Origin of the sequence: Collinsella tanakaei (genome assembly GCF_030373545.1) — a bacterium.
GTDB classification, from domain to species: Bacteria; Actinomycetota; Coriobacteriia; order Coriobacteriales; family Coriobacteriaceae; genus Collinsella; species Collinsella tanakaei_C.
In genome coordinates, this window is record NZ_JAUDCO010000003.1 from 244,065 (window position 1) to 266,840 (window position 22,776).

Below are 22,776 nucleotides of genomic sequence, written 5' to 3' on the forward strand. Positions count from 1 at the left end.
GAGGACCAGCGAAGGATCCTACCGGCGCGCGACCGGCGGGAGCACATCCGATACGACAATGGGGCGCGCCGCCCTGCCATGATGCGGCAGGGCGGCGCGCCCCCGTGGTATCACGTGAATATCGGGCAATCGTCGCCGATCAGTCGCCGAGCTCCTTGAAGCCCTCGCCGATCGCCTCGGTGACGTCGCTGAAGAACATGATGGCCTCGGGGTCGTGCTCGGCCACGATCGTCTTTAGAATCGACACCTCGCGGCGGTCGAGGATGATCATGAGCATCGGGCGGCTCTTGCCGCTCCACACGCCACGCGCGGCGAGCTCGGTCACGCCGCGGCCCATCTCGTACATCACGTCGTCGGCGATCTCGGCATGGCGCTCGGAGATGACGTAGGCGGCGCGGCGGCGGTCGGTGCCGTCGACGACGCGGTCGACCACGATACCCATCAGCACCATGGCGAGCGCGGCGTACAGGGCGTTCTCGACGGAGAACACCGGCGCGCTCGCGGCGCACACCGCGACGTCGATCGCCATGACGGTCGAGCCGACCGGCAGCGAGGTCTTGCGCGAGATGATCTGAGCGATGGTGTCCGACCCGCCGGTGTTGACGCCGCAGCGAAACACCAAGCCGTATCCCAAGCCGGATATGATGCCGCCCCACAGGGCGCACAGCATGAGGTCGCTCTCGTCGAAGGGAACGATGAAGGGCGCGAACAGGTCGGTGAAGAAGCCGAACAGAACGAAGCCCGTGATGGTCTGCACCGCATAGCGGGCGCCGCCCGTGCGCACGACGAACAGCAGCAAGACGGCGTTCATGACGATGGTCTGGATACCGACGGGCAGGTTCACGCCCGCACGGCGCCCCAGCTCGGCGATGATGGTGGCAAGACCGGTCAGGCCGCCGGCCGCCAGGCCCTGCGGGACCATGAACATGTCGACGGCGAACGCGGCGATGGCGCATCCGGCGGCGACAAGCGGCAGGTCGCGGAAGAACCGCGACCGTATGATGCCCTGGATATCGATACGCTTCGGCATAGCACTCCTCACCCCTCGTCGGCCGTCAGCTCGCGCCGAAGCGCCGCGCCGAAGATATCGACCGCTATTCGTTTCCTGTCGCCCAGCGATGATACCCCACGATGAAGCGATCGAGGTCGCCGTCCTCGAGGACCGAGTCGACGTCGCCGGTCTCCACGCCGGTCCGCAGATCCTTCACCATCTGGTAGGGATACAGCACGTAGCTGCGGATCTGGTTGCCGAAACCGATGTCGGTCTTGGGCCCGCGGATCTCGTCGAGCTGGTCGGCACGCTTCTGCAGCTCCAGCTCGTAGAGGCGCGCCTTCAGGATCTGCATGCACGCCGCCTTGTTCTGGATCTGGCTGCGCTCGTTTTGGCAGGTCACGACGATACCGGTCGGCAGGTGCGTCACGCGCACGGCCGAGTCGGTGGTGTTGACCCCCTGACCGCCCGGACCGCTCGCGTGGTAGACGTCCACGCGGATGTCGTCGGGCGCGACCTCGATCTCGATGTCGTCGGGCAGCACGGGAATGACCTCGACGCCGGCAAACGTCGTCTGGCGGCGCTTCTTGGCATCGGTCGGCGAGATGCGCACCAGGCGGTGCACGCCCGCCTCGGCGCGCAGCATGCCGAAGGCGTTTTTGCCCTCGACGGTAAAGGTCGCGCGGTCGATGCCGATGACCTCGGCCGCCGGGCAGTCGTTGACCGTGACCTTCCAGCCGCGGCGCTCGCAGTACTTCATGTACATCTTGAACAGCATGAAGGTCCAGTCCTGGGCCTCCAGGCCTCCCTGGCCGGGCTTGATGGTCACGATGGCGTCGCCGTGGTCGAACTCGCCGGTGAACCACGACGAGAGCTCGAGCTCGTCGATGCGGGCGGCAAGGGCGGAGGCGGTGGCGGTGGCCTCCCCCATCAGCTCCTCGTCCCCGTCCATCTCGGCGGCGAGCTCGAGGGCGGCCCGGGCATCGTCAAGCTCGCCGCGGGCGTCGTCGACGGACGCCACGTCGTCGCGGGCGGCGGAGAGCTCGGCCATGGTGGCGCGCGCCGCGTCGGCGTTATCCCAGAAGCCGGGCGCCGCGCTCTCGCGCTCAAGCTCCGCCACGCGGCCGCGCTTCTCCTCGACATGCAGGTAGGCGGCCACCTCGTCCAAGCGAGCGCCGAGCGCGTCGAGTCCCTCAGGGGTAATCTGCTCGTGCTGCTCCATTAGCGGTTCCTGCCGTGGCAGTTCTTGAACTTCTTACCGCTGCCGCACGGGCACGGGTCGTTGCGGCCCACATTGGCGTACGGATCGCTCTCGGACTTGACGTAGGTGCGCACGCCGGCGCCGGCGTTGCCCGCCGTGCCCTGGGGCGCGTGGCCCACGGAGTCAGCCGCCTGGGCGGCAGCCTGATTGCGCAGGGCCGAGCCGCCATCGGGATCGGCGGGGCCGGAGTAGGTCGCGTGCGAGAGCGCCGGGGACTGCTCGGGCTCGGGCGCAGGCGTGGCGCGACGGACCTCGATGCGCAGCACGGTGCGCAGGTAGTCCTCGTACATGGTGTCGACAAGCGTGTGGAAGGCGGCGAAGGCCTCGGACTTGTACTCCACGAGCGGGTCGCGCTGTCCGAAGCCGCGCAGGCCGATGCCCTGCTTGAGGTAGTCCATCTCCTGCAGGTAGTTCATCCAGCGGGTATCGATGACGCGCAGCATGACCTGGGTGTTGAGGTCGCGCATGAGCTTCTCGCCCAGACGCTCGGACTTGTCCTCGTACACGCTCTCCACGTAGGTGAGCACGTCGCGCTTGAGGTCCTCGTATGACTCGTCAGCAAACGTCGGGGCGTCCTGCTTACCTGTGAGCTCGACGAGCCACTTGTGCAGGCCCTCGAGGTCGCGCTCGCCATCGTGCGAGTCGACGGCGCAGAACTCCTGAACGCAGCGGGAGACGGTGTCGTCCATGACGTCGTCGATGTGGCCGGCAAGGTCCTTGCCGTCCAAAATCTTGTTGCGCTCGGCGTAGATGACCTGGCGCTGCTTGTTCATGACGTCGTCGTACTCGAGGACGTTCTTACGCATGGAGAAGTTGATGTTCTCGACCTTGCGCTGGGCGCCCTCGACGGCCTTGGAGATGATCTTGTTCTGGATGGGCATGTCGTCGGGCATGTCGTAGCGCTGCATCATGGCGCCGACCTTGTCCATGCGGTCGCCGCCGAACAGGCGCATGAGGTCGTCCTCGAGCGACAGGTAGAACTGGGTCTCGCCGGGGTCGCCCTGACGGCCGGAACGGCCACGCAGCTGGTTGTCGATACGGCGGGACTCGTGGCGCTCGGTGCCGATGACGCACAGGCCGCCCGCCGCGAGCACCTGCTCGCGCTCGGCGGCGCAGACCTTCTTGGCCTGCTCGCGCGCCTGGGCAAGTGCGTCGGCGATGGCCGACAGCGTCGCGTCGTCGACCTCGATGCCCTGCGCGGCGAGGTCGGAGACCTTGAGGCGCTCGGGCTCGCCAGCGGCGAGGATGCGCTCCACCGTCGCGGCGTCGATGCCGAAATCGCGCGCCAGCACGTCCTCCTGGGCGAGCTCGTCGGGATTGCCGCCTAAAAGGATGTCCGTACCACGGCCGGCCATGTTCGTCGCGATGGTGACGGCGCCCAGACGGCCCGCCTGCGCGACGATGTGGGCCTCGCGCTCATGGTACTTGGCGTTCAGGACCTCGTGTGCGATGCCGCGCTTGTTGAGCAGGCGCGACAGACGCTCGGAGCTCTCGATGGACACCGTGCCCACGAGCACGGGCTGACCCGCGTCGTGACGGGCGGCGACGTCGTCGGCCACCGCGTTGAACTTGGCGTCGACGGTGCGGTAGACCAAGTCGTCGTTGTCCTGGCGGATGACGGGCTTATTGGGCGGGATCACCTGCACAGCGAGGTTGTAGATCTCGCGGAACTCGGCGTCCTCGGTGAGCGCCGTACCGGTCATGCCGGCGAGCTTGTCGTAGAGGCGGAAGTAGTTCTGCAGGGTGATGGTGGCGAGCGTCTGGTTCTCCTCGCGCACGAGCACGCTCTCTTTGGCCTCGATGGCCTGGTGCAGGCCCTCGGAGTAGCGACGGCCCTCCATGATGCGGCCGGTGAACTCGTCGACGATCTTGACCTCGCCGCCGGTGACGACGTACTGCTTGTCGCGGTGGAACATGTACTGGGCCTTGAGCGCCTGCTGCAGGTGGTTGACGAGCTGGCCGGACAGGTCGGCGTAGATATCGTCGATGCCCAGGCGCTGCTCGATCTTCTTGAGGCCCTGCTCGGTGGCGGCGATCGTGTGCTTGGCCTCGTCCATCACGAAGTCGCCGGTGGGCTCGGCCGTCTCGCCGGGCGCCAGCATGTCAAACTGGGGCTCCTCGCCGCGCGTGAGGCCGCGCACGGCGCGCGCGAAGTCCTTGTAGGTGCTCGCGGACTTGGTGCCCGCGCCCGAGATGATCAACGGGGTGCGCGCCTCGTCGATCAGGATGGAGTCGACCTCGTCGACGATGGCGTAGGCATGCCCGCGCTGCACGCGCTGGGAAGCGCGGATGACCATGTTGTCGCGCAGGTAGTCGAAGCCGAACTCGGAGTTGGTGCCGTAGGTGACGTCGGCGGCGTAGGCCGGGCGCTTCTGGTCGAGCGGCATGCCATTTTGCAGCAGGCCGACCGTCATGCCGAGGAAGCGGTAGATCCTGCCCATCCACTCGGAGTCGCGCTTGGCGAGGTAGTCGTTGACGGTGACGATGTGCACGCCCTTGCCGGCGATCGCGTTCAGGTAGCCGGCGAGCGTGGAGACGAGCGTCTTGCCTTCACCGGTCTTCATCTCGGCGATGTGACCCTCGTGCAGGGCCATGCCGCCAATGAGCTGCACGTCGAAGTGGCGCAGGCCGGTCGTGCGGCGGCTCGCCTCGCGCACGACGGCGAAAGCCTCGGGCAGCATGTCGTCCAGGCTCTCGCCGGCCTCGTAGCGCTCACGGAACAGGACGGTCTGGTGAGCGAGCTCCGCGTCGTCCATCTTCTGGTACGTGGGCTCGAGGTCGTTGACCTTCCCGACCATCTTCTCGTAGCGCTTGAGGTCCTTATCGGCGCCGAACGAGAGCAGCTTAGACATGAATCCCATAGGTTATTCCTTCTCGTATCTCGAGCACGCGGCGAGCGTGCAGACACAGCCGACGTCTACTCTAGCCAATCGGAGTTTTAGTTATGCGCAGGTTGCGTGCAGACACAGGGAAACCACGGCGGGGGCCGTGCCCGCCGGCCGCGCGCGGGCAGGGCCCTTCGCTGGTCCTCGGCCTTCGGCCTGCGGAATCGCTCAGGACCCTACCCGCCCACGACCTTCGACCCCCACCGATGAGTTTTGGCGGGGGTCGGGGTCGAAGCTCTCCTGCCGCAATGATGTGACGGGCGTGAGGGGGCGGTGCGGATGCGCTGCGCGCCCCGCCCCGCCCCCTCACGCCCGTCACATCTGCGGACGCTGTTCGTCGGCATGTTTGGGTAGTATGATCGCAAGCAACCAGGACAGGAGGGGTTTATGCGGGAGATGAGATTGCGCAAGCGTGCGGTGACCGACGCCGGCGAGGTTCGTCGAATCATTGAGGATTGTCAGGTGCTTCGACTTGGCCTGATCGATGAGGAGGGCATGTTCATCGTGCCGGTCAACTTTGGATATGCCTGGGATGAAAAGACGGGCCTTCCCCGCTTTTATGTGCATTCGGCGCGAGAAGGGCGCAAGGCCGAGGCTGTGTTGGCAGGAGGAGCGGATGGCGCCGCTGCTGCGTTTGAGCTTGACGTGGATGGCGGGAATATCGTGGGCGATTACTCGTGCGCGTACTCGCGGGCGTATGCGAGCGTCATGGGATGCGGGCGCGTGCGCGAGGTTGTGGACGATGCGGAGCGCGAGAAAGGGTTGCGCCTGCTCATGGCGCATGCGGCGCCCGGGGCACCGGCGGCGTTTACGCATGAGGGCATGGGGCGCGTCGCCATCTTCCGCCTCGATGTCGAGCGCTTGAGCGCCAAACGGCGGTCCTGACGGGCCGGGATGCGCGCGATGTTTCCAAACCCCCGTTTAGGGGACGGTTTTTCGGACTACCGATGTGTAGCCATCTAAATCGCACCTCTTCTACCTGCGCGTTCTCTCCACAAGAGAGGGCACCTATCCGACGATCGCCCCCAAATCCGTCCCCTAAACGCCATTTCAGTCCGCAGCGGGCGGCTCCCTTGGAGCGAGACAGCCCGAACGGTTTCGCCGCGGGGTTTTCACGAAAAAACGGGGATCCGCGATGGCGGAGCCCCGTTTCGTTCCCGATGGGATGGGTGCGCGAGTTACTCGGCAGCGGCCTCGGTGGCCTCGGCCTCAGCGGCGACCTCAGCCTCGGCGGCAGGAGCCTCCTCGGCAGCGGGGGCCTTGGCGGCCTCAGCGGCGGCCTTCTTCTCGAACTCGGCGGCACGCTTGGCCTTGGCAGCGGCCTTGGCCTCACGCTCGGCGGCACGCTTAGCGGCCTCCTCCTCGGCCTTCTTGGCGCGCTCGGCCTTCTTGGCGGCCTCGCGCTCGAGAGCGGCCTGGGCGGCACCGCCGAACTTGTCGGCGAAGCGCTGGACGCGTCCACCGGTGTCGACGAACTTCTGCTGGCCGGTGTAGAACGGGTGGCACTCGTTGCAAAGCTCGACCTGGATCTCGGGCTTGGTGGCGCGAGTCTTGAAGGTGTTGCCGCAGCTGCAGCGCACCGTGCACTCGACGTACTCGGGATGGATTCCGGACTTCATGGCAGGGCTCCTCTTCTTCGTTGCCCTGGTTACCAATCAGGGCATAAGGGGTGTCTTGGTTTCCGACCAAGACAAAACAGCCTGCCTAGAATAGCACAGGTGCGAGCGTGCCACAAAAGGTTCACGCGCTCACCATGTCCCGGTTTTCTCCCGTCCCCACAGGGGACACGCCGTGCCAAGGTCGCTACAATAGTGCGAGCATCCACCCATCGCATGAAAGGCCCGCCCATGGCACAGACCGCATCCAACCGCATCGTCATCACCGTGCTCGGCAAGAACCGTCCGGGCATCGTCGCCGGCGTCACCCGCGTGCTCGGCGAGGCGAACGTCGACATCCGCGACATCACGCAGAGCATCCTGGACGACATCTTCACCATGACGATGCTCGCCGACATCTCCGCCTCCAAGCTCGACTTCCACGAGCTGCAGGGCGCCCTCAGCGAGGCGGGCGAGCTGGCCGGCGTGACCGTCACCGTGCAGCGCGAGGACGTCTTCAACTTCATGTACCGCCTGTAAGGTACAGCTGCGGAAAGGACTCCCATGATCGTATTCTCGGACATGGACGGAACGTTCCTCACCACCGACAAGCGGGTGAGCGAGCGCTCCCTGGCGGCGCTCGACGCGATGGCCGCGCACGGGGTCGAGTTCATCCCCTGCACGGGCCGCGCCCTCGTCGGCATCCCGCAGGAGGTCCTCGCGCATCCCTGCGTGCACTACGCAATCAGTTCCAACGGCGCCGTCGTCAGCCGCATCGACCCCTGCAATCGCACGGCCGACGGCGCGCAGACGATGCGCAACGTGCCGCTCTCGCGCGATAAGGCCCTCGAGGTCCTGGATATCGCCCGCAGCCACGACGTCACCTTCGACATCTTTGCCGACGGCCACAGCTATCTGCGCCGCGATCTGTACGATCGGCTCGCCGAGTTCGTGCCCGGCGACCCCGGCACGCTCGACTCGATCCGCTGGAACCGCACGCCGGTCGACGAGGAGCCCGAGCAAACGCTCGCGCGCATCCATACCCTCGAGCGCCTCGCCATGTACTGGCACGACCCGCACGACCGCGACGAGATCCTGAACGCGCTCAGCCGGGTTGGCGGCATCGCCGTCACGCGCTCCTTCCCCATGAACATCGAGGTCATGGATGGGAACGCCTCCAAGGGCGCCTCCATGTCCTGGCTCGTCGCCGAGCTCGGCGGCACGCTCGCCGACACGATCGCTTTCGGCGACAACTTCAACGACATCGAGATGTTGCAGGCAGCAGGGCTCGGCGTGGCCGTCGCCAACGCGGAGGACGAGGTCCGCGCCGCCGCCGATATCGTCGCGGCCTCCAACGACGAGGACGGCGTGGCGCGCACGATCATCGAGCGCTTGAGCGCCGAGGCGAGCGCGTAAGGCCGCACCCGCACAGCAGTCCATCAGGCAGAACCGTCCGCCCGCGCCGCTTGATCGGCGCGGGCGGCGCGCGTTTTAACCGAGAAGAACGTTGTCCTTATCTGCCGTCCATGATGACGGCGGTGCGGTAGCCGCCGGGCTGCACGGCGTGCTCGAAGGCCGCCGTGATGTCGTCGAACGCGAAGCGGGCGGAGACGAGCGGCGAGACGTCGATGATCTTCTCGCCCAAGAGGCGGCAGGACTCCTTGAAGTCGACGTAGTCGGCCATGAGCGTGCCGTAAAGCTCCATCTTGCCGTAGTGGATCTTGTTCACGTCCACGCCGACCTCCGGCGCCGGATAGCCCGCCGCGAAGAAGAGCACCTTGCCGTGGAACTTCTTGAGCATTCCGAACGCCTGCTGGTTGGCGACCGTGAGGCCCACGGCGACCACGACGCTGTCGGCGCCGCGCCCGCCGGTGCGACGGCGAACCTCCTCGACGGCGTCGCAGGTCGAGCCGTCGACGACCTCGAGGCCGAGCTGCTCGGCAACGCGGACCTTGTCCGGCATGACCTCCGTGACGATGACGCGGGCGCCGCTGCGCGCCGCCACGAGCGCATTCAGCACGCCCATGGTGCCCGCACCGATGACGACGACGGTCTCGCCCTCGTGCGGATCGATCTTGCGCAGACCGTTCACGACCGTGGCGAGCGGCTCCAGAAAGCCCGCCTCGGGCGCCGGGATGCGCCGCGCGAATTTGTAGATGGACTCCTGCGACTGCACGACGTACTCGGCGCAGCCCTCGTAGCGGCCGTAATAGCCGTCGGCCCACTGTGTGTCGTAGGACTTCACGCCGGGCGCCTCCGAGGTGCGCCCGTCGCGCGCCTCGTCGGAATACGGGTCGTACTCGTGGCTGCCGCCCACGAAGTCGCCGGGCTCAAGGCCGCGCACGGCCTCGCCCACCTGCAGGACCTCGCCCGCCCACTCGTGACCGAACGTCATGGGCAGCGGGCGGTTCGTGCGCGCGCCGCTCCACAGGCCGAACTCCGAGGTGCACAAGTTGCATGACTCGATCTTGACGAGGACGTCGTGGGGCGCGAGGTCGCGCAGCTTACGGGTCACGATCTGGGCATCGCGCACGCCCGCGATGATGGCGGCACGGGTTTCGGAGACGATAGGTTTCATGGATGCTCCTTTCCGGCGCCATGACCGGCGCCCCGATTGCCTCGATTCCTGCAGCGCGGTGGCGGCGTTGGCCGCAGCCCCGCCCGACGCGTAGCTCCAGATATTCACCAGCAGTATCTATATACATCTTAGAACTCGGCAGCCGAGCTGCAGGCGCGCGGCAAAGCCGCAGGCGTCCGCATTCTGCAGGCTTGCGGCACATCTCGCCCGCCGAAACACGCTCAAAACCGATACCCCCGTTTAGAAGACGGTTTTGCGGCGGGATCCCGAGTAGACCCAATTCGCACACCGCGTTTACCTGCGGGTTTTACGGGGCGAGGACGCCATCCACTCGAGGGGTCCCTCCAAAACCGTCTTCTAAACGGGGGCATGGGAAATCGAGGGGTCAAACGGGGCCCCAAGCGTCAAAAAGGGCCACCGGGGCGAATGCCCCGGCGGCCCTTCCGAGCTACTCGTCTGCTGAATACGCTACTTGAGGCGCGCGTACTTGCGCTTGCCCACCTGCAGCACCGCGCCCGCGTGCAGCAGGGCGGGGTCGACGTTGTAGCTCTTGGGAGCCACCGGCTGCTGGTCGATCTTCACGCCGCCGCCGTCGATGAGACGGCGTGCCTCGCCGGCCGACGGGGCGAGCCCGGCCTCCTTGAGCACGCCGGCGAGGTACACGAGACCCTCGTCGTTGGGCGTCAGGTCGACCTCGACCTCGGCGATGTCTTCGGGCAGCTGCGACTGCTTGAACACGCGGTCGAAGGCCGCCTCGGCCTCCTCGCCCGCGCCGGCGCCGTGGTAGGTGTCGCACAGGTCGCGGCCGAGCGCGCGCTTGAGCTCGTAGGGGTCGGCGGAGCCGTCGGCCAGCGCGGCCTCGATGGCGTCGACCTCGTCGGGCGTCTTGGAGCTCGCCAGGCGGTAGTACTTCCCGATCATCTCGTCCGGGATGGACATCGTCTTGCCGAACATGTCGGCCGGTTCGTCGGTCAGGCCGATGTAGTTGCCGTAGCTCTTGGACATCTTGCGGACGCCGTCGGTGCCCTCGAGCAGCGGCATGGTAAGCGCCACCTGGGGCTCCATGCCCATCTTCTCCATGAGCTCGCGACCGGCGAGCAGGTTGAACAGCTGGTCGGTGCCGCCCATCTCGACGTCGGCGTCGATCTTGACCGAGTCGAACGCCTGCATCACGGGATAGAGGAACTCGTGCAGGGCGATCGGCGTCTGGCTCTGGTAGCGCTTGGTGAAGTCGTCGCGCTCGAGGATGCGGGCGACGGTGAACTTGGAGCACAGCTCGAGCATGCCCTTGAGGTCGAGCGACAAGATCCAGTCGCCGTTGTGGACGATGGTCGTCTTCTCGGGGTCGAGGATCTTCATGGCCTGCGACACGTAGGTGGCGGCGTTGGCCTCGACCTGCTCCTGGCTGAGCTGCGGACGCGTCGAGTTCTTGCCCGACGGATCGCCGATCATGGCGGTGCCGTTGCCGATGATCAGGGTCACCTTGTGACCCAGATCCTGGAACTGACGCATCTTGCGCAGCGGCACGGCATGGCCGAGGTGCAGATCGGGGCTCGTGGGGTCGACGCCCAGCTTGATGTTTAGCGGCACACCGCGCTCGAGCTTCTTCTTCAGGTCGGACTCGGGCACGATCTGGGCCGCGCCCGAGGTGATGATGCGCATCTGCTCGTCGACAGGCAGCATATCAGCATCCTCCTCGCGCATAGATAGCACCCTCGCCCCTTCGGCGCCGGTGCGGCGAGGGCGGTGCTGGGTTTCGTAAACCGGACCATTGTAGCCGAGTTGCAGATGCAGCGCGCGCGGAAAAGCAGACCAGACGAAACGGGCACGGACGTGCGGCTCGCAGGCGACACGGACCCGCGGCGGCACCTTATCTACACTATGATCGCCGCGATCCCCGCACGGATCAGGGCGTCCAGCTCGGGGGTGCGATCGAGCGCAGCGTCGTTGAAGATACGCGTGCGGCCGAGGGCATCGACGGCCACCGGCAGGCACGCGCCGGATGCCTCCACCAAGAAGCGGTCGGCCCGACGGCGGGCGCAATGCGCATGATCGCCGTCACAGGGCCCTTCGGCCAGCAGCAGGCAGTGCTCGCAAACCATCAGCTGCGCGTCCCCTCCGGCCGCGACGCCGACCGATCCGGCCGGAGCGGCATGCACCACGCGCTCGATTTCCGATGCGGAAAGCTCGTCGGGAAGCCAGACGCGCCGCGCCCCGATGCCGACCAGCCACAGAACCGTCTCGGCGTTCGTCGCCGAGAGGGGCGCCGCGGCGTCGAAGGGCACGCCCGCCGCACGGGCGACATCGAGCTGACCCAGGTTGCGGCAGACAACGGCATCGGCGCGCTCGCAGAGCCGACGCACACGCGGCAGGTCAGCGGCGCGGCAGACCTCGTCGAGCACAACGGTCAGCCGGGGCAGCAGCTCCTCCCAGGCGGGGTCGTCGGGCAGCCGCCACGCGCAGACGGCGACCTCGTGCACATCCGCGTCGTCAAGAGCGGCAATCGCCTCGGCAGGCGACGCCACGAGCCGAACGGTGCGCAGCACAGGCACCGGCTGCACCACCGCAGCCCCGACGGGCTCGGCGACGGCCGCCGGAGCATCGCGGCGGTCCCCCTCGACGCGCTCGGACGGCACAGGCACCGCATCGAAGCGCGCCCGCATCGCATCGACGGCGGCCGCCGCGTCCGCGAGCGCGTGGGCGCTCGCGGTCAGGTGGACCGGGCTGCCCACGCCGACGCGCCGCTTGCACCGCACCCGGATGCGCTCGCCGGCGACGCCGTCGACCTCGCAGGTCACCAGCGGGCAGCGGGCGGGCACATCGGCGGGGGCGTCCGCGGGAAGCACGGTCCTGATCTCGAGCGTGTCGCCCGCCTCGACGGGGGCGTCCAGCGCGACGACGACCTCGTGATGACCGCGCTCCACGACCGTCCCCACGCGAACGCCCTGGTTGATGGCGCGCTGCGGGCTCATGAGCTCGGAGCCCGATCTCCCGCGCAGATACGCGTCGGTGAAGCCGCGGTTGAACGAGCGGCCGAGGCGGAACTCGAGGTCATCCAGGGCGGCAGTGTCAAGCGAAGCCGGGCCGCCCGCCCCGTTCCCCCCGCCCGCGAGCGCATCGAGCGCCTCGCGGTAGGCGCGCACCACGTTGTACACGTAGTCCGGGTTCTTCATGCGCCCCTCGATCTTGAGGGCCGCCACGCCCGCGTCGACAAGTTCGGCAAGATGGCGCACGGAGAGGTAGTCGCGCGGGCACAGCAGCCGGTCGCCGCCGGCGGCGTCGACGCGCCGCCCGCCCCCGTCTTCGAGCGCGTAGGCAAGCCGGCAGGGCTGCGTGCAGTCTCCGCGGTTGGCGGAGCGTCCGCGGCGCAGCGCCGAGAACGCGCAGGCGCCCGCATAGCAGATGCAGATGGCGCCGTGGCAGAAGGCCTCGATGGGCACGCCCGTGGCGGCAAGGCGCGCGATCTCGTCCACCGACAGCTCGCGGGCGCAGGTCACGCGCGCGGCCCCCAGCTCGCGCACCGCAAGCTCGACAGCCTCGGCAGACATCGCGCCCGCCTGGGTCGACAGGTGAATCTCCAGGTCGGGCAGGGCGCGCCCGAGCAGCCGCGCGAAGCCGGCGTCGGCCACGATCAGCGCGTCGGCCCCGGCTCGGTATGCCGCGCGCGCAAGCGCCAGGGCGTCGTCGAGCTCGCCTTCGCGCAGATACACGTTCTCGGTCACATACACCCGCGCGCCGCGTTCGTGCGCCAGCGCGCACGCGCGCGCAAAGTCATCGAGTTCGATGTCGGGCGCACTCGCCCGCGCGTTGAAGGACCCCAGCCCGATGTAGACGGCATCCGCCCCCGCCGCCAGCGCGGCGAGCAGGGCCTTAAGCGAGCCGGCGGGCGCCAAAAGCTCAGGTAGCGATCGTTTCATATCGTGCGGTCCCCCAACGTGTGCAGAAGCACACAGGTATGCAGTCGGTCTGGAATTTGCTACCGCACAGGATACATGAGCTGCGCGGCCCGCGTGTTGCGGTAATGTGTCATCATCTATGTTCATGGGTTTCAAGCCGACGGCATGCGGCCGCCGGCACGCAATCTCAGTTGGAGGTCAAGCCATGGGTCCTCGCGAGCGCAACATCCGCCGTCGCTCCAAGACGCATACACTCCCTGCCATCATCGCCTCGTTCTTCGGGTTCTTCCTGATCTTCTGCGTGGCGTTCGGCATCGGCATGATCGGCAACGTGAACCGTTGGCTCTCCGATCTGCCCGACTACACCAACACCGACAACTACCTCGTGTCGGAGCCTACGACCATCCTGGACTCCACGGGCACCGAGATCGCGAGCCTCTACGTCCAGAACCGTGAGATCGTCGACTACGACCAGATCTCGCCCTACGTACTCGAGGGCATCGTGGACGTCGAGGATGAGCGCTTCTACGAGCATCCCGGCGTCGACATCATCGGCATCGGCCGCGCGGTGGTCAGCCAGCTCACCGGCGGATCAGAAGGCGCCTCGACCATCACCCAGCAGCTCGTGCGCAACACCATCCTGTCCGAGGAGCAGTTCGACAACACCATCGAGCGCAAGGTGCGCGAGGCCTGGATCGCCCTGCAGATGGAAAAGATCTTCTCCAAGGAGGAGATCCTCACCATGTACCTCAACACCATCTATTACGGCCACGGCGCCTACGGCATCCAGGCGGCTGCGCAGACCTACTTCTCCAAGAACGCGAGCGACCTCACGCTCCCCGAGGCCGCGCTGCTTGTGGGCCTGCCCAACGCCCCGGACTACCTGGACCCGACCAAGAACCCCGAGGGCGCTGTCGACCGCCGCAACAAGGTGCTCGACAACATGCTGCGCCTGGGCTCCATCTCCCAGGAGGAGCATGACGAGGCACAGGCCGCCGAGCTCGTGCTCGACGTCACCGAGCAGCCCATCAACGGCATCTACGCGCAGCCGTACTTCGTCGAGTACGTCCGCAACCTGCTGTCCAACGAGTTCACCACCGACGCGCTGTTCGCCGGCGGCCTCACCATCAAGACGACCATCGACCCCGTCATCCAGGCGGCGGCCGAGGAAGCCGCAACTGACCGCATGGACAGCCTGGGCAACGACGAGCTCGAGGTCGGCATGACCGTCATCGACCCCAAGACCGGCTACATCAAGGCCATGGTCGGCGGCCGCGACTACTACGCCGACGACGAGCACGTGAACCACGCCACCTCGCGCCGCTCCACGGGCTCGACCTTCAAGGCCTACACGCTCGCCGCGGCCATCGAGGACGGCATGGACCCGTTCAACACCTACATCAACTGCAGCTCGCCCATGCAGATCACGCCCGACTACCGCCTGCAGAACTACGGCGGCTACTCCTACGGCGTCCGCTCGCTCGCTTCGGCGACCGCGATCTCGTCCAACACCGGCTACGTTCAGGTCGCCCTGGCGATCGGCAACGACAAGATCATCGACATGTGCGAGCGCCTGGGCATCGACACCGAGGCGGCCGGTATGGACCCGGCAGCGGCGTCGCTCACCCTCACCGGCGGCTCCTGGGGCTGCTCCACGCTCGAGATGGCCGAGGCGTTCGCCACGTTCGCCGCGGGCGGCGAGCACCGCGAGGCCGTCGCGATCACCGAGATCACCAACCGCGAGGGCGAAATCCTCTACCAGCACGAGGACGAGCCCGAGCAGGCCATCTCCGGCGGCGTCGCCAATGCGGTCAACCAGGTGCTCGAGGGCGTCATGACCGGCGAGGGCACCGGCGCACCCGGCTACCCCTACGCCATCAACCAGCCCGTCGCCGGCAAGACCGGTACGGGCGGTTCGGCGAGCGACACCACCGACCTGTGGGTCTGCGGCTACACCCCGCAGCTCTCCGTGGCCATCTGGGTGGGCCGCTCCAGCGGCAACGCCGCCATCCCCTACCTGCACACCCAGGATACGGTCCTGCCCATCTTCCGCGAGTTCATGAACGCTGTCTTGGCCGAGACGCCCTATGAGGACTTCCCGGCAAGCGACGAGACGCCCGAGTACAAGTCGCAGAGCGAGTGGAAGTTCTCTGGCGGCAACTACGGCGGCGCATCCGAGGACGACGGTGACGGCGAGTACACCGAGCCGACCGAGGGTAACGAGACCACCGGTACGGAAACCGAGCCGAGCGACGAGAACGGCGGCACCACCGGCGGCAACACCGGTGGCAACGGCGGGGCAACCACGCCGGTCCCCGAGCCTGAGCCGGAGCCCGAACCCGAGCCCGAACCCGAGCCGGAGCCGGAACCCGAGCCTGAACCGGAGCCTGAACCGGAACCTGAGCCGACGCCTCCTGTCGAGGAAGGCGGCGCGGCGTAGACCGACCAATCTTTGGGGACGGAAAGCCCACCGGCTTTCCGTCCCCTTCTTTTTGACGTCGTTGCTTAAGTGTTTTCTATTTGACGTCACTCGTTCGACGTTGTCTCGTGGACCTTCCCCATTCGACGTCGTTCGCTCGATGTTGTCGTTTGGCGCCACATCCCACTTCAGCGTTTCGCGCCATACATCCGTTTTGTTGCATCGAGGTCTCAAGAGCAGCGCTCGCGCACCCATCACAGCCCCGGAACGCCACATGCACCGCCAACAAAAAAAGGGGAGGCGGCGAACCCTCTCCCCTTTCAGCATCTCTTTGCGCGAACGACTATTTGCGCACGCTGCGCAGCTTGGTGATCATGCGCTCGAAACGCTCGCCCTGCTCGTCGCTCTTGGCGATGACAAGAATCGTGTCGTTGCCCGCAAGCGATCCCAGCACGTCGGAAAGCTCTGCGGCGTCGATGGCCGCGGCGATACCGGAAGCGGTACCCGGCTGTGCCTTGACCAGCACGAGGTTGTTGGCACGCATGACGTCGATCACGAGCTCGGACACCATGCGCTGCAGGTGAAGGTCCTCAGCCAGCACATAGACGCCCTCGGGAAGCTTGCGCAGGCCCATATCGGCGATATCTCGCGAAACCGTCGCCTGGGTGCAATCGAATCCACTCGCCTTGAGTTCTTCGACAAGCATTCGCTGCGTCCGCACGTCTTTGTTGCGAACGATCTCGCGAATCGCATCCTGGCGCCCGTTCCGCTTTTTAGCCATGGGCACACAACCTCCCGCCACTGTCTTGCCTGTCCGTTAATTCCGCATTACTTTAGCGTCATAAAGAGTCTTATGTCACGATGTCACATGATTTAACACATATGACTCAATTCTTCAAAAACCCTTGATTTTTGGATGCCATTCTGCATAGTCAGGCATATTTACACGCAAGCATGTATCCCCGCATCCGAAGCGCGTCGCACGGGAATGGCACCCGGCGCCACCATTTTGCCTGCTTATGCTATACGAGCGGCAAATGCGAGATGCGCGCGAACTCACGCAGGCGAGCGCCGAAGCAGCACCCCTGGGCGTTTCCCTTTGCCATCGGCCGATACATGATGCCGAACTCGTGGGAGTCGGGCTCCACCGCCCTGAGCGATTCCCGTGCGTCGTCCGCGTCAATCATGCTTTGCACCTGCTCGACGCGCTCGTTGCTCGTGGCGCTGCTGCTCGTGCCCACGCTGGCGTTGTCGATGCACTCGATCAGCCGCCTCACATGGCGGCGATGGATGGGTCCCATGACGTCGGGATTGAGCTGGAGTCCCCATGCCGTGACGAGCCCCATGATCTGCGCGTGCTCGTCGGCGCAGCGCTCGGCCAGACGCGGGTCGAAGGCGCGCGAGGCCGCCGTCTTGTAGGAGACGGCGTGATAGCACGGGCTCTCGACGACGCCCATACGGCTTACATGGGCAATGCACGCCATGATGTACGCGAACCCCTGCACCACCGTCGTCGATGCGCCATGGCTCGTCTGGGCGAGCGGACGGGCGACCAGCGCGCCCGCGGCGCCGTCGAACAAGCCGCGCTCGTACAGCACGCCCACGCGTCCGCGAATCTCCTCAGGGGTCGTCCAGGTCTCGTCGCCCCAACTCAGACAGCGCGAATCGCACGTGTCGCCCTTGCGGTCCCATGTGTCGGCCGAACGGGTCCCAAAGACGAGCTCGAGGTCGTCTTCGTCCGCGCGCTCGATAAGGACGCGCAGGTAGTCGGGAGCCAGCCAGTCGTCCTGCCGCATGAACGCAACGTAGTCGCCGCGCGCCGCCGCAAGCCCTGCGGCAAACCCCGCAAGCAGGTCATCCGATGCGCGCGTGATCACCTCGACGCGGATGTCGCGGTCGCGCGAGCTCTCGAGCATCGCAGGGGTGCGGTCGTGTGAGTCGCAGTCGACCGCGATGAACTCGATATTGGAAAGCGATTGGGAAAGCACGCTGTCGACGGCGCGCGTCAGGTGCCCTGCGCCGTCATGGACGGCCATGACGACGGATACGCGCGGTCGCTTTGGTGCTTGGTGGGCCAACGTCATCCTCCTGGTGACACGGACTATACGGCCATGGTATCACCAGTCCGCGCCGCCCTCAGGCCCTCGCGGGCAGCGGAACCGCCGTCAACAGACGAATCACACTCCCCCATCACACCTTCGCCACGACCCGGCGCGAAATGGGCCGGGAGGCCCTAAGGACACACCGTAAGCGCGCCCTCGTCGTACTCGACATCCATGAAGCACAAGCCGCAGGCGGGCGCCGTGGGGCCGGCCGCCGCACGGTCGCAGGCCGCAAGCACCTCGTCGATCCACGCCGGCTCGCGGCGATGGCAGCCGACCTCCACCAGCGTCCCCACGATCGTGCGGACCATGGAGTGCAAGAAGGCGTTACCCCTGATGGTGAATGCCAGGCAATCCTCCCCCAGGTTGCGCTCAGGCGCGAAGGAGGCCTCCATGACGCAGCGGTGCGTGGGCTTGCCCACGGCCGAGGACGTCTTGCAGAAACTCTTGAAGTCGCGCTCGCCCAGCAGGCGCGAGGCGCCGTCCTGCATGGCGGCGACGTCGAGCGCGGGCCGGTGCCACCACGTGACCGGCCGCGTGAGCAGCGGCGGCGCGTCGCCGGTGGCGATGCGGTAGGTGTAGACGCGCGAGCGGGCGTCGAAGCGCGCGGAGAAGTCGGGGCGCGCGTGATAGATCTCGCTTGCGGCGATGTCGCGCGGAAGCAGGGCGGCCAGCGCGCGCATCCAGCGCTTCTGAGTCACCTCGAGCTCGTCCGCATACGCCGTGAAACTCACGTACTGCCCCACGGCGTGCACGCCGGCATCCGTGCGTCCCGCGCAGGTGAGCTCCACCTCGCGTCGCAAAAACGTCTCGAGCGCACGGCGGATCTCGCCGGCGACGGTCGTCTGACCAGGCTGCTCGGCAAACCCCGCATAGCCCGCTCCGTCATAGCCGATGCGCATGACAATCGTGCCATCGGCCGGCCGCTCATCCACGTTCTCGTACGCGCAGGCACTCTGCTCGTCAGCCATGTCGCGCTCCCCTTTCCACATCTTCACACAAACCGGGCCATAACCGGAATCGCAATACACACCGACAACCCCACAATAAGAACCGCCGCATCGCGCGGGCGCAGGCGCCCCATCGTCACCAAGGACCCATCCGACGTGCCGTAGCAGCGCGCCTCCATGGATTCGCCCAGGCGCTCGGCGCGCCGGAAGAGGCTGACGACGAGCGGCGTGAGCACCGATGCCCACGACGAGATCCGCGTCACCAGGCCCCCGTGATCGAAATCAACGCCACGCGAGCGCTGGGCGAGCTGGATGCGGGAGGACTCCTCGGACACGATCGGGATGAACCGCAGGGCAAGCGAGAGCATAAGGCCGATATCGGCAACGGGAACACCCAGGCGCGCCAGCGGCGACAGCAGGCTCACGCAGGCGTCAGCGAGCTGGGGCGGCGTGGTCGAAGACGACACGACGAGCGCCAGACCCAGCAGGATGACGATGCGCGCCACCGCGAGCAGGCCGCGCAGGGCGCCAGCGGTATCGATGCCGATCGGCCCCGCGAGCGCGATATCGCCATGGCCGTCAAGGGCGAGCGCGTTGGCGGCGAGCGTGAACGCCAAGATGAACGCCACGGGCGCAAGCGCGCGCAGATGGGCGGCGACGTCCAAGCGCGCAAGCGCGCACAGGCCGACCAGCACGGCGACCCACGCGAAGAAGACCCAGGACGCCCCGGTGGCGAACACGCCGATGGCGCAGGCCAGCAACAGCAGGATCTTCACGCGGGCGTCCATACGGGCAGGGGCCGTGTCGCGCGCCACGAACGAGCCGAGCGGGTTGGTAAGCCTCATCGCGCACCGCCCTCCAGCTCGCCGGCCAGACGCCGCACGAGCGCGACGGCCTGCGGCTCCTCCATTCGGGCGCGCGCGAAGGCACCCGGATCGTCAACCAGCGCACCGGGCGACCCGCCCCACACGACCCGTCCGGCGCTCATGAGCGCGACGCGGTCGGCGACAGCGAGCCACTCCTCGATATCGTGACTGATGACCGCTACCGCCAGCCCCTCGCCCGCAAGGGTGCGCGCGAGCTCGTGCATGGCCGAGCGGCCCGCCGCATCGAGCCCCGCGGTCGGCTCATCAAGCATGTAGATGCGCGCACCGAGCGACAGCACCGACGCGACCGCGACACGGCGCGCCTGGCCGCCCGACAGGTCGAAGGGATAGCGGTCCATGAGCTCAGACGGCAGACCGACAAGGTCCGCCGCGCGGCGCACGCGGGCATCCACCTCGCCCTCGTCGCAGCCGAGGTTGCGCGGGGCAAATGCGAGCTCGTCGGCGACGCTCTCGCAGAACAGCTGGTCTTCAGGCCGCTGGAAGGCGACGCCCACGTCGCCCGTGCGCACGCGGGCGCCACCCACCTCGACTGACCCGGCGTCGGGTGCGATCAGCCCCGCCGCGACACATGACAGCGTCGACTTGCCCGAGCCGGACGCCCCCGCGATAAGCAGAACCTCGCCTGCGTGCACATTGACGGACACGCCATCCAGTGCGCGCTGGTCGCGGTCGTAGGAATAGCAGACCGACAGCAGGTCGATTGCCGATGCCCCCTGGGGACGGGGGGCGCGCCCATCGCCCAACAGCGCGGCGCGCATGCGCGCAAGCACCGTCGCGCCCGCCTGAGCATCGACGCACGAGCCCCTCAGAGCGTCTTCAAGCCACGACATGACCCCATCGAGGTCCACGGGAGCACAAGCTTGATATCCAAGCGCGCAGACGGCTCTCAGCGCATCTACGCAGGGACTGGCGACAACCGTCGCATCCCAAAGGCTGCGCTCGGACAGCACGAGCTCGAGAGGGCTTCCGTCAAAGCGGATACGCCCCGCCTCGAGCACGACCGCGCGATCGGACGCGAGCACTTCGAGCGGGTCGTGCGTGATCTGCACGATGCCAAGACCGTCATCGGCGAGCGCACGAACGAGCGCGCGATGGCGCGGCCGCGCCGACGAGTCGAGCATCGAGGACGCCTCGTCGAGCACCAGATAGCTCGGCTGCATGGCGAGCACGCCGGCAAAAGCGAGCAGCTGCTGCTCGCCACCGGACAGGGCGGTGGTGTCGCGCCTCTCGTAGCCCTCCAGCCCCACGCGGGCGAGCGCGTCGGTCACGCGCGAGCGCAGCTCGTCGCCACGCGCACCGAGGTTGCGCGGACCGAAGGCGACCTCGTCGTACACGACCGTCGACACGAGCTGGTCGAAGGGATGCTGGCGCACAAAGCCCACGCGGCGCCTCACCTCGCGGCGGGATGCCGCATCGCGGGCAGGATCGCATCCGTCGACCTCGATGCGGCCGGTATCCGCCAAGCGCATACCCACGAGCAAAGCGCCGAGCGTCGACTTGCCCGACCCGTTGGCGCCGATGAGCGAGACGACCTCGCCCGGGCGCACCGACAGGGACACGCCATCGAGCGCACGCGGCGCATCGGGGCTGTAGCGCGCCGTCACGTCAGTGGCGATAAGCATGGCGAACACCTCCTCGGCCGCTCTGATACGACAGTCTCGCCCGCACGTTACACAAAAAAGGGCACGTCGGCAAGACGTGCCCTTCTTAACACTGACGGATGCAGCAACCGTGTTACTCGGCAGCCTGCTCCTCGGCGACCTCCTCGGTCGCAGCCTCCTCGACGGGAGCCTCCTCGGCGGGAGTCTCGACCTTCTTGGGGGCCTTCTTGGCCTCGGTGGCCTTCTTGGGCGCAGCGGCCTTCTTGACGACCGGCTCGGAGACGATCTCGATGATGACCATCTCGGCGTTGTCGCCCTTGCGGTGACCGAGCTTCATGATGCGGGTGTAACCGCCGTTGCGGTCGGCCCACATGCCCTGAGCGGCCTTCTCGAAGATCTCCTTCACCAGGTCCTTATCGCCGAGCTTGGCGATGGCCAGACGACGGGAGTGCAGGTCGCCCTTCTTGGCCCAGGTGATGATGGGCTCGACGTAGCCGCGAAGCGCCTTGGCGCGGGTCTCGGTCGTCTTGATGCGGTCGTTGGTGAAGAGCGCCTTGGCGAGGCTCTTCTTCATGGCCTTGGTGTGGCTCGCGTCGGTGCCGAGCTTCAGGCCCTTCTTCCTGTTATGACGCATAGGTATGGTCTCCTCTATTACCGATAGGGCATTAAGCCTTGAGGCTCAGGCCCATGGACTCGAGCTTGTCCTTGACTTCCTCAATGGACTTCACGCCGAAGTTGCGGATGTTGAGCAGGTCGTTCTCCGAGAACTCGACGAGCTGGCGCACGGAGTGGATGCTCGCGCGCTTGAGGCAGTTGTAGGAGCGGACCGAAAGGTCCAGATCCTCGATCTGCTTATCGAGCTCAGCGTTGTCGCTGGTGGTCTCGGGAGCGAAGATCGAGACCTCCTCCTCCGCCTCGGGGGCGTCAGCGAGGTTCATGAACGCAGCCATGTGCTGGTTGATGATGTTCGCAGCCTGGACCACGGCCTCACGCGGGCTGATGGCACCGTTGGTCTCGATCTCGAGGACGAGACGGTCGTAGTCGGTGTGCTGACCCACGCGGCAGGCCTCGACGAGCTTGGCGCAGCGGCGGACCGGCGAGTACAGCGAGTCGACGTGGATGACGCCGATCGGGTCGTTGTCGCGCTTGTTGCCCTCATAGGACACGTAGCCGCGGCCGTAGCCGATGCGCATGCTCATGGTGAGGTGCCCGCCCTCGTTCAGCGTGGCGATGTGCTTCTCGGGATTGACGAGCTCGAACTCCGAAGGGATGAAGAAGTCCGCACCGGTGACCTCGCAGGGGCCGTCGACCGAGATGGTCGCGGTGCCCTCGTCGGTGGTGCCGAGCGAACGGAACACCAGACCCTTGACGTTCAGAACGATATCCGTGACATCCTCGACCATGTTGGGGATGGTCATGAACTCGTGCTGGGCGCCATCGATCTGGATGGCCTCGACCGCGGCACCCTCCAGCGAGGAGAGCAGGACGCGGCGAAGCGAGTTGCCGAGCGTATCGCCGTAGCCGCGCTCAAGCGGCTCGACGGAAACGCGGGCGGACGTCTCGTTGATCTCTTCGACCTGAACCTGGGGCCTAATGAATTCTGACATGTAA

General features: G+C 66.8%; 18 protein-coding genes. 4 read left to right on the plus strand and 14 right to left on the minus strand.

Features of this window, described 5'->3' with window-relative positions; genetic code table 11:
- Positions 1–139: 139 nt before the first annotated feature.
- The 3 genes from QUW00_RS03950 to secA all read right to left on the minus strand — a co-directional run bounded on the left by QUW00_RS03950 (position 140) and on the right by secA (position 5,113).
- The gene (locus QUW00_RS03950; RefSeq protein ID WP_289613099.1) at positions 140–1,030 is read right to left on the minus strand and encodes a YitT family protein; all 891 of its coding nucleotides are present in this window, start codon (positions 1,028–1,030) and stop codon (positions 140–142) included.
- 64 nt (positions 1,031–1,094) lie between these two features.
- On the minus strand, positions 1,095–2,213 hold the full coding sequence (gene prfB / locus QUW00_RS03955) for a peptide chain release factor 2 (RefSeq protein WP_289613100.1): 1,119 nt from the start codon (positions 2,211–2,213) through the stop codon (positions 1,095–1,097).
- Positions 2,213–5,113 (minus strand): preprotein translocase subunit SecA, encoded by a 2,901-nt coding sequence (gene secA / locus QUW00_RS03960; protein WP_289613101.1) that lies wholly within the window; start codon positions 5,111–5,113, stop codon positions 2,213–2,215. The genes prfB and secA overlap by 1 nt, the downstream gene beginning before the upstream one ends.
- Before the next feature lie 411 nt (positions 5,114–5,524).
- On the opposite strand from secA, the gene QUW00_RS03965 reads away from it, so the two are divergent.
- Positions 5,525–6,022: a pyridoxamine 5'-phosphate oxidase family protein gene (locus tag QUW00_RS03965; protein WP_289613102.1), complete on the plus strand. Its 498-nt coding sequence runs from the start codon at positions 5,525–5,527 to the stop codon at positions 6,020–6,022.
- Between the two features lie 293 nt (positions 6,023–6,315).
- Here QUW00_RS03965 and rpmE read toward each other — a convergent pair whose 3' ends face one another.
- Positions 6,316–6,756: a 50S ribosomal protein L31 gene (gene rpmE / locus QUW00_RS03970; RefSeq protein WP_289613103.1), complete on the minus strand. Its 441-nt coding sequence runs from the start codon at positions 6,754–6,756 to the stop codon at positions 6,316–6,318.
- A 228-nt stretch (positions 6,757–6,984) separates the two neighbouring features.
- Here rpmE and QUW00_RS03975 point away from each other — a divergent pair, with 228 nt between their 5' ends.
- Both QUW00_RS03975 and QUW00_RS03980 read left to right on the plus strand, forming a co-directional pair.
- Positions 6,985–7,272 (plus strand): ACT domain-containing protein, encoded by a 288-nt coding sequence (locus tag QUW00_RS03975; RefSeq protein ID WP_289613104.1) that lies wholly within the window; start codon positions 6,985–6,987, stop codon positions 7,270–7,272.
- Positions 7,273–7,296: 24 nt separating this feature from the next.
- Positions 7,297–8,148, plus strand: coding sequence for an HAD family hydrolase (locus tag QUW00_RS03980; RefSeq protein WP_289613105.1), 852 nt, complete (start codon positions 7,297–7,299; stop codon positions 8,146–8,148).
- Positions 8,149–8,245: 97 nt separating this feature from the next.
- Here QUW00_RS03980 and QUW00_RS03985 read toward each other — a convergent pair whose 3' ends face one another.
- The 3 genes from QUW00_RS03985 to QUW00_RS03995 form a co-directional block, all read right to left on the minus strand.
- Complete coding sequence (locus tag QUW00_RS03985) at positions 8,246–9,310, minus strand: zinc-dependent alcohol dehydrogenase (RefSeq protein ID WP_289613106.1); 1,065 nt, start codon at positions 9,308–9,310, stop codon at positions 8,246–8,248.
- Positions 9,311–9,778: 468 nt separating this feature from the next.
- Positions 9,779–10,993 (minus strand): tyrosine--tRNA ligase, encoded by a 1,215-nt coding sequence (gene tyrS / locus QUW00_RS03990; protein WP_289613131.1) that lies wholly within the window; start codon positions 10,991–10,993, stop codon positions 9,779–9,781.
- Between the two features lie 191 nt (positions 10,994–11,184).
- Positions 11,185–13,227, minus strand: a complete 2,043-nt coding sequence (locus QUW00_RS03995; protein ID WP_289613107.1) for a U32 family peptidase — start codon at positions 13,225–13,227, stop codon at positions 11,185–11,187.
- A gap of 184 nt (positions 13,228–13,411) precedes the next feature.
- Between QUW00_RS03995 and QUW00_RS04000 the strand changes: the two genes are divergently transcribed.
- Positions 13,412–15,646, plus strand: coding sequence for a transglycosylase domain-containing protein (locus QUW00_RS04000; RefSeq protein ID WP_289613108.1), 2,235 nt, complete (start codon positions 13,412–13,414; stop codon positions 15,644–15,646).
- Positions 15,647–15,968: 322 nt separating this feature from the next.
- Here QUW00_RS04000 and QUW00_RS04005 read toward each other — a convergent pair whose 3' ends face one another.
- The 7 genes from QUW00_RS04005 to QUW00_RS04035 all read right to left on the minus strand — a co-directional run bounded on the left by QUW00_RS04005 (position 15,969) and on the right by QUW00_RS04035 (position 22,772).
- On the minus strand, positions 15,969–16,406 hold the full coding sequence (locus QUW00_RS04005) for an arginine repressor (RefSeq protein ID WP_289613109.1): 438 nt from the start codon (positions 16,404–16,406) through the stop codon (positions 15,969–15,971).
- Positions 16,407–16,647: 241 nt separating this feature from the next.
- Complete coding sequence (locus QUW00_RS04010; protein WP_289613110.1) at positions 16,648–17,703, minus strand: glycosyltransferase family 2 protein; 1,056 nt, start codon at positions 17,701–17,703, stop codon at positions 16,648–16,650.
- A 155-nt stretch (positions 17,704–17,858) separates the two neighbouring features.
- Positions 17,859–18,698 carry a tRNA pseudouridine(38-40) synthase TruA gene (truA, locus tag QUW00_RS04015; protein WP_289613111.1) on the minus strand — a complete coding sequence of 280 codons (840 nt, stop codon included), beginning with the start codon at positions 18,696–18,698 and terminating at the stop codon, positions 17,859–17,861.
- Between the two features lie 23 nt (positions 18,699–18,721).
- Complete coding sequence (locus QUW00_RS04020) at positions 18,722–19,522, minus strand: energy-coupling factor transporter transmembrane component T family protein (protein WP_289613112.1); 801 nt, start codon at positions 19,520–19,522, stop codon at positions 18,722–18,724.
- A complete protein-coding gene (locus tag QUW00_RS04025; protein ID WP_289613113.1) occupies positions 19,519–21,186 on the minus strand; it encodes an ABC transporter ATP-binding protein in 1,668 nt (555 codons plus the stop codon). Before QUW00_RS04025 ends, QUW00_RS04020 begins: the two co-directional genes overlap by 4 nt.
- A 112-nt stretch (positions 21,187–21,298) precedes the next feature.
- Positions 21,299–21,799, minus strand: a complete 501-nt coding sequence (gene rplQ / locus QUW00_RS04030; protein WP_289613114.1) for a 50S ribosomal protein L17 — start codon at positions 21,797–21,799, stop codon at positions 21,299–21,301.
- Between the two features lie 31 nt (positions 21,800–21,830).
- The gene (locus tag QUW00_RS04035; protein ID WP_289613115.1) at positions 21,831–22,772 is read right to left on the minus strand and encodes a DNA-directed RNA polymerase subunit alpha; all 942 of its coding nucleotides are present in this window, start codon (positions 22,770–22,772) and stop codon (positions 21,831–21,833) included.
- Positions 22,773–22,776 lie beyond the last annotated feature (4 nt).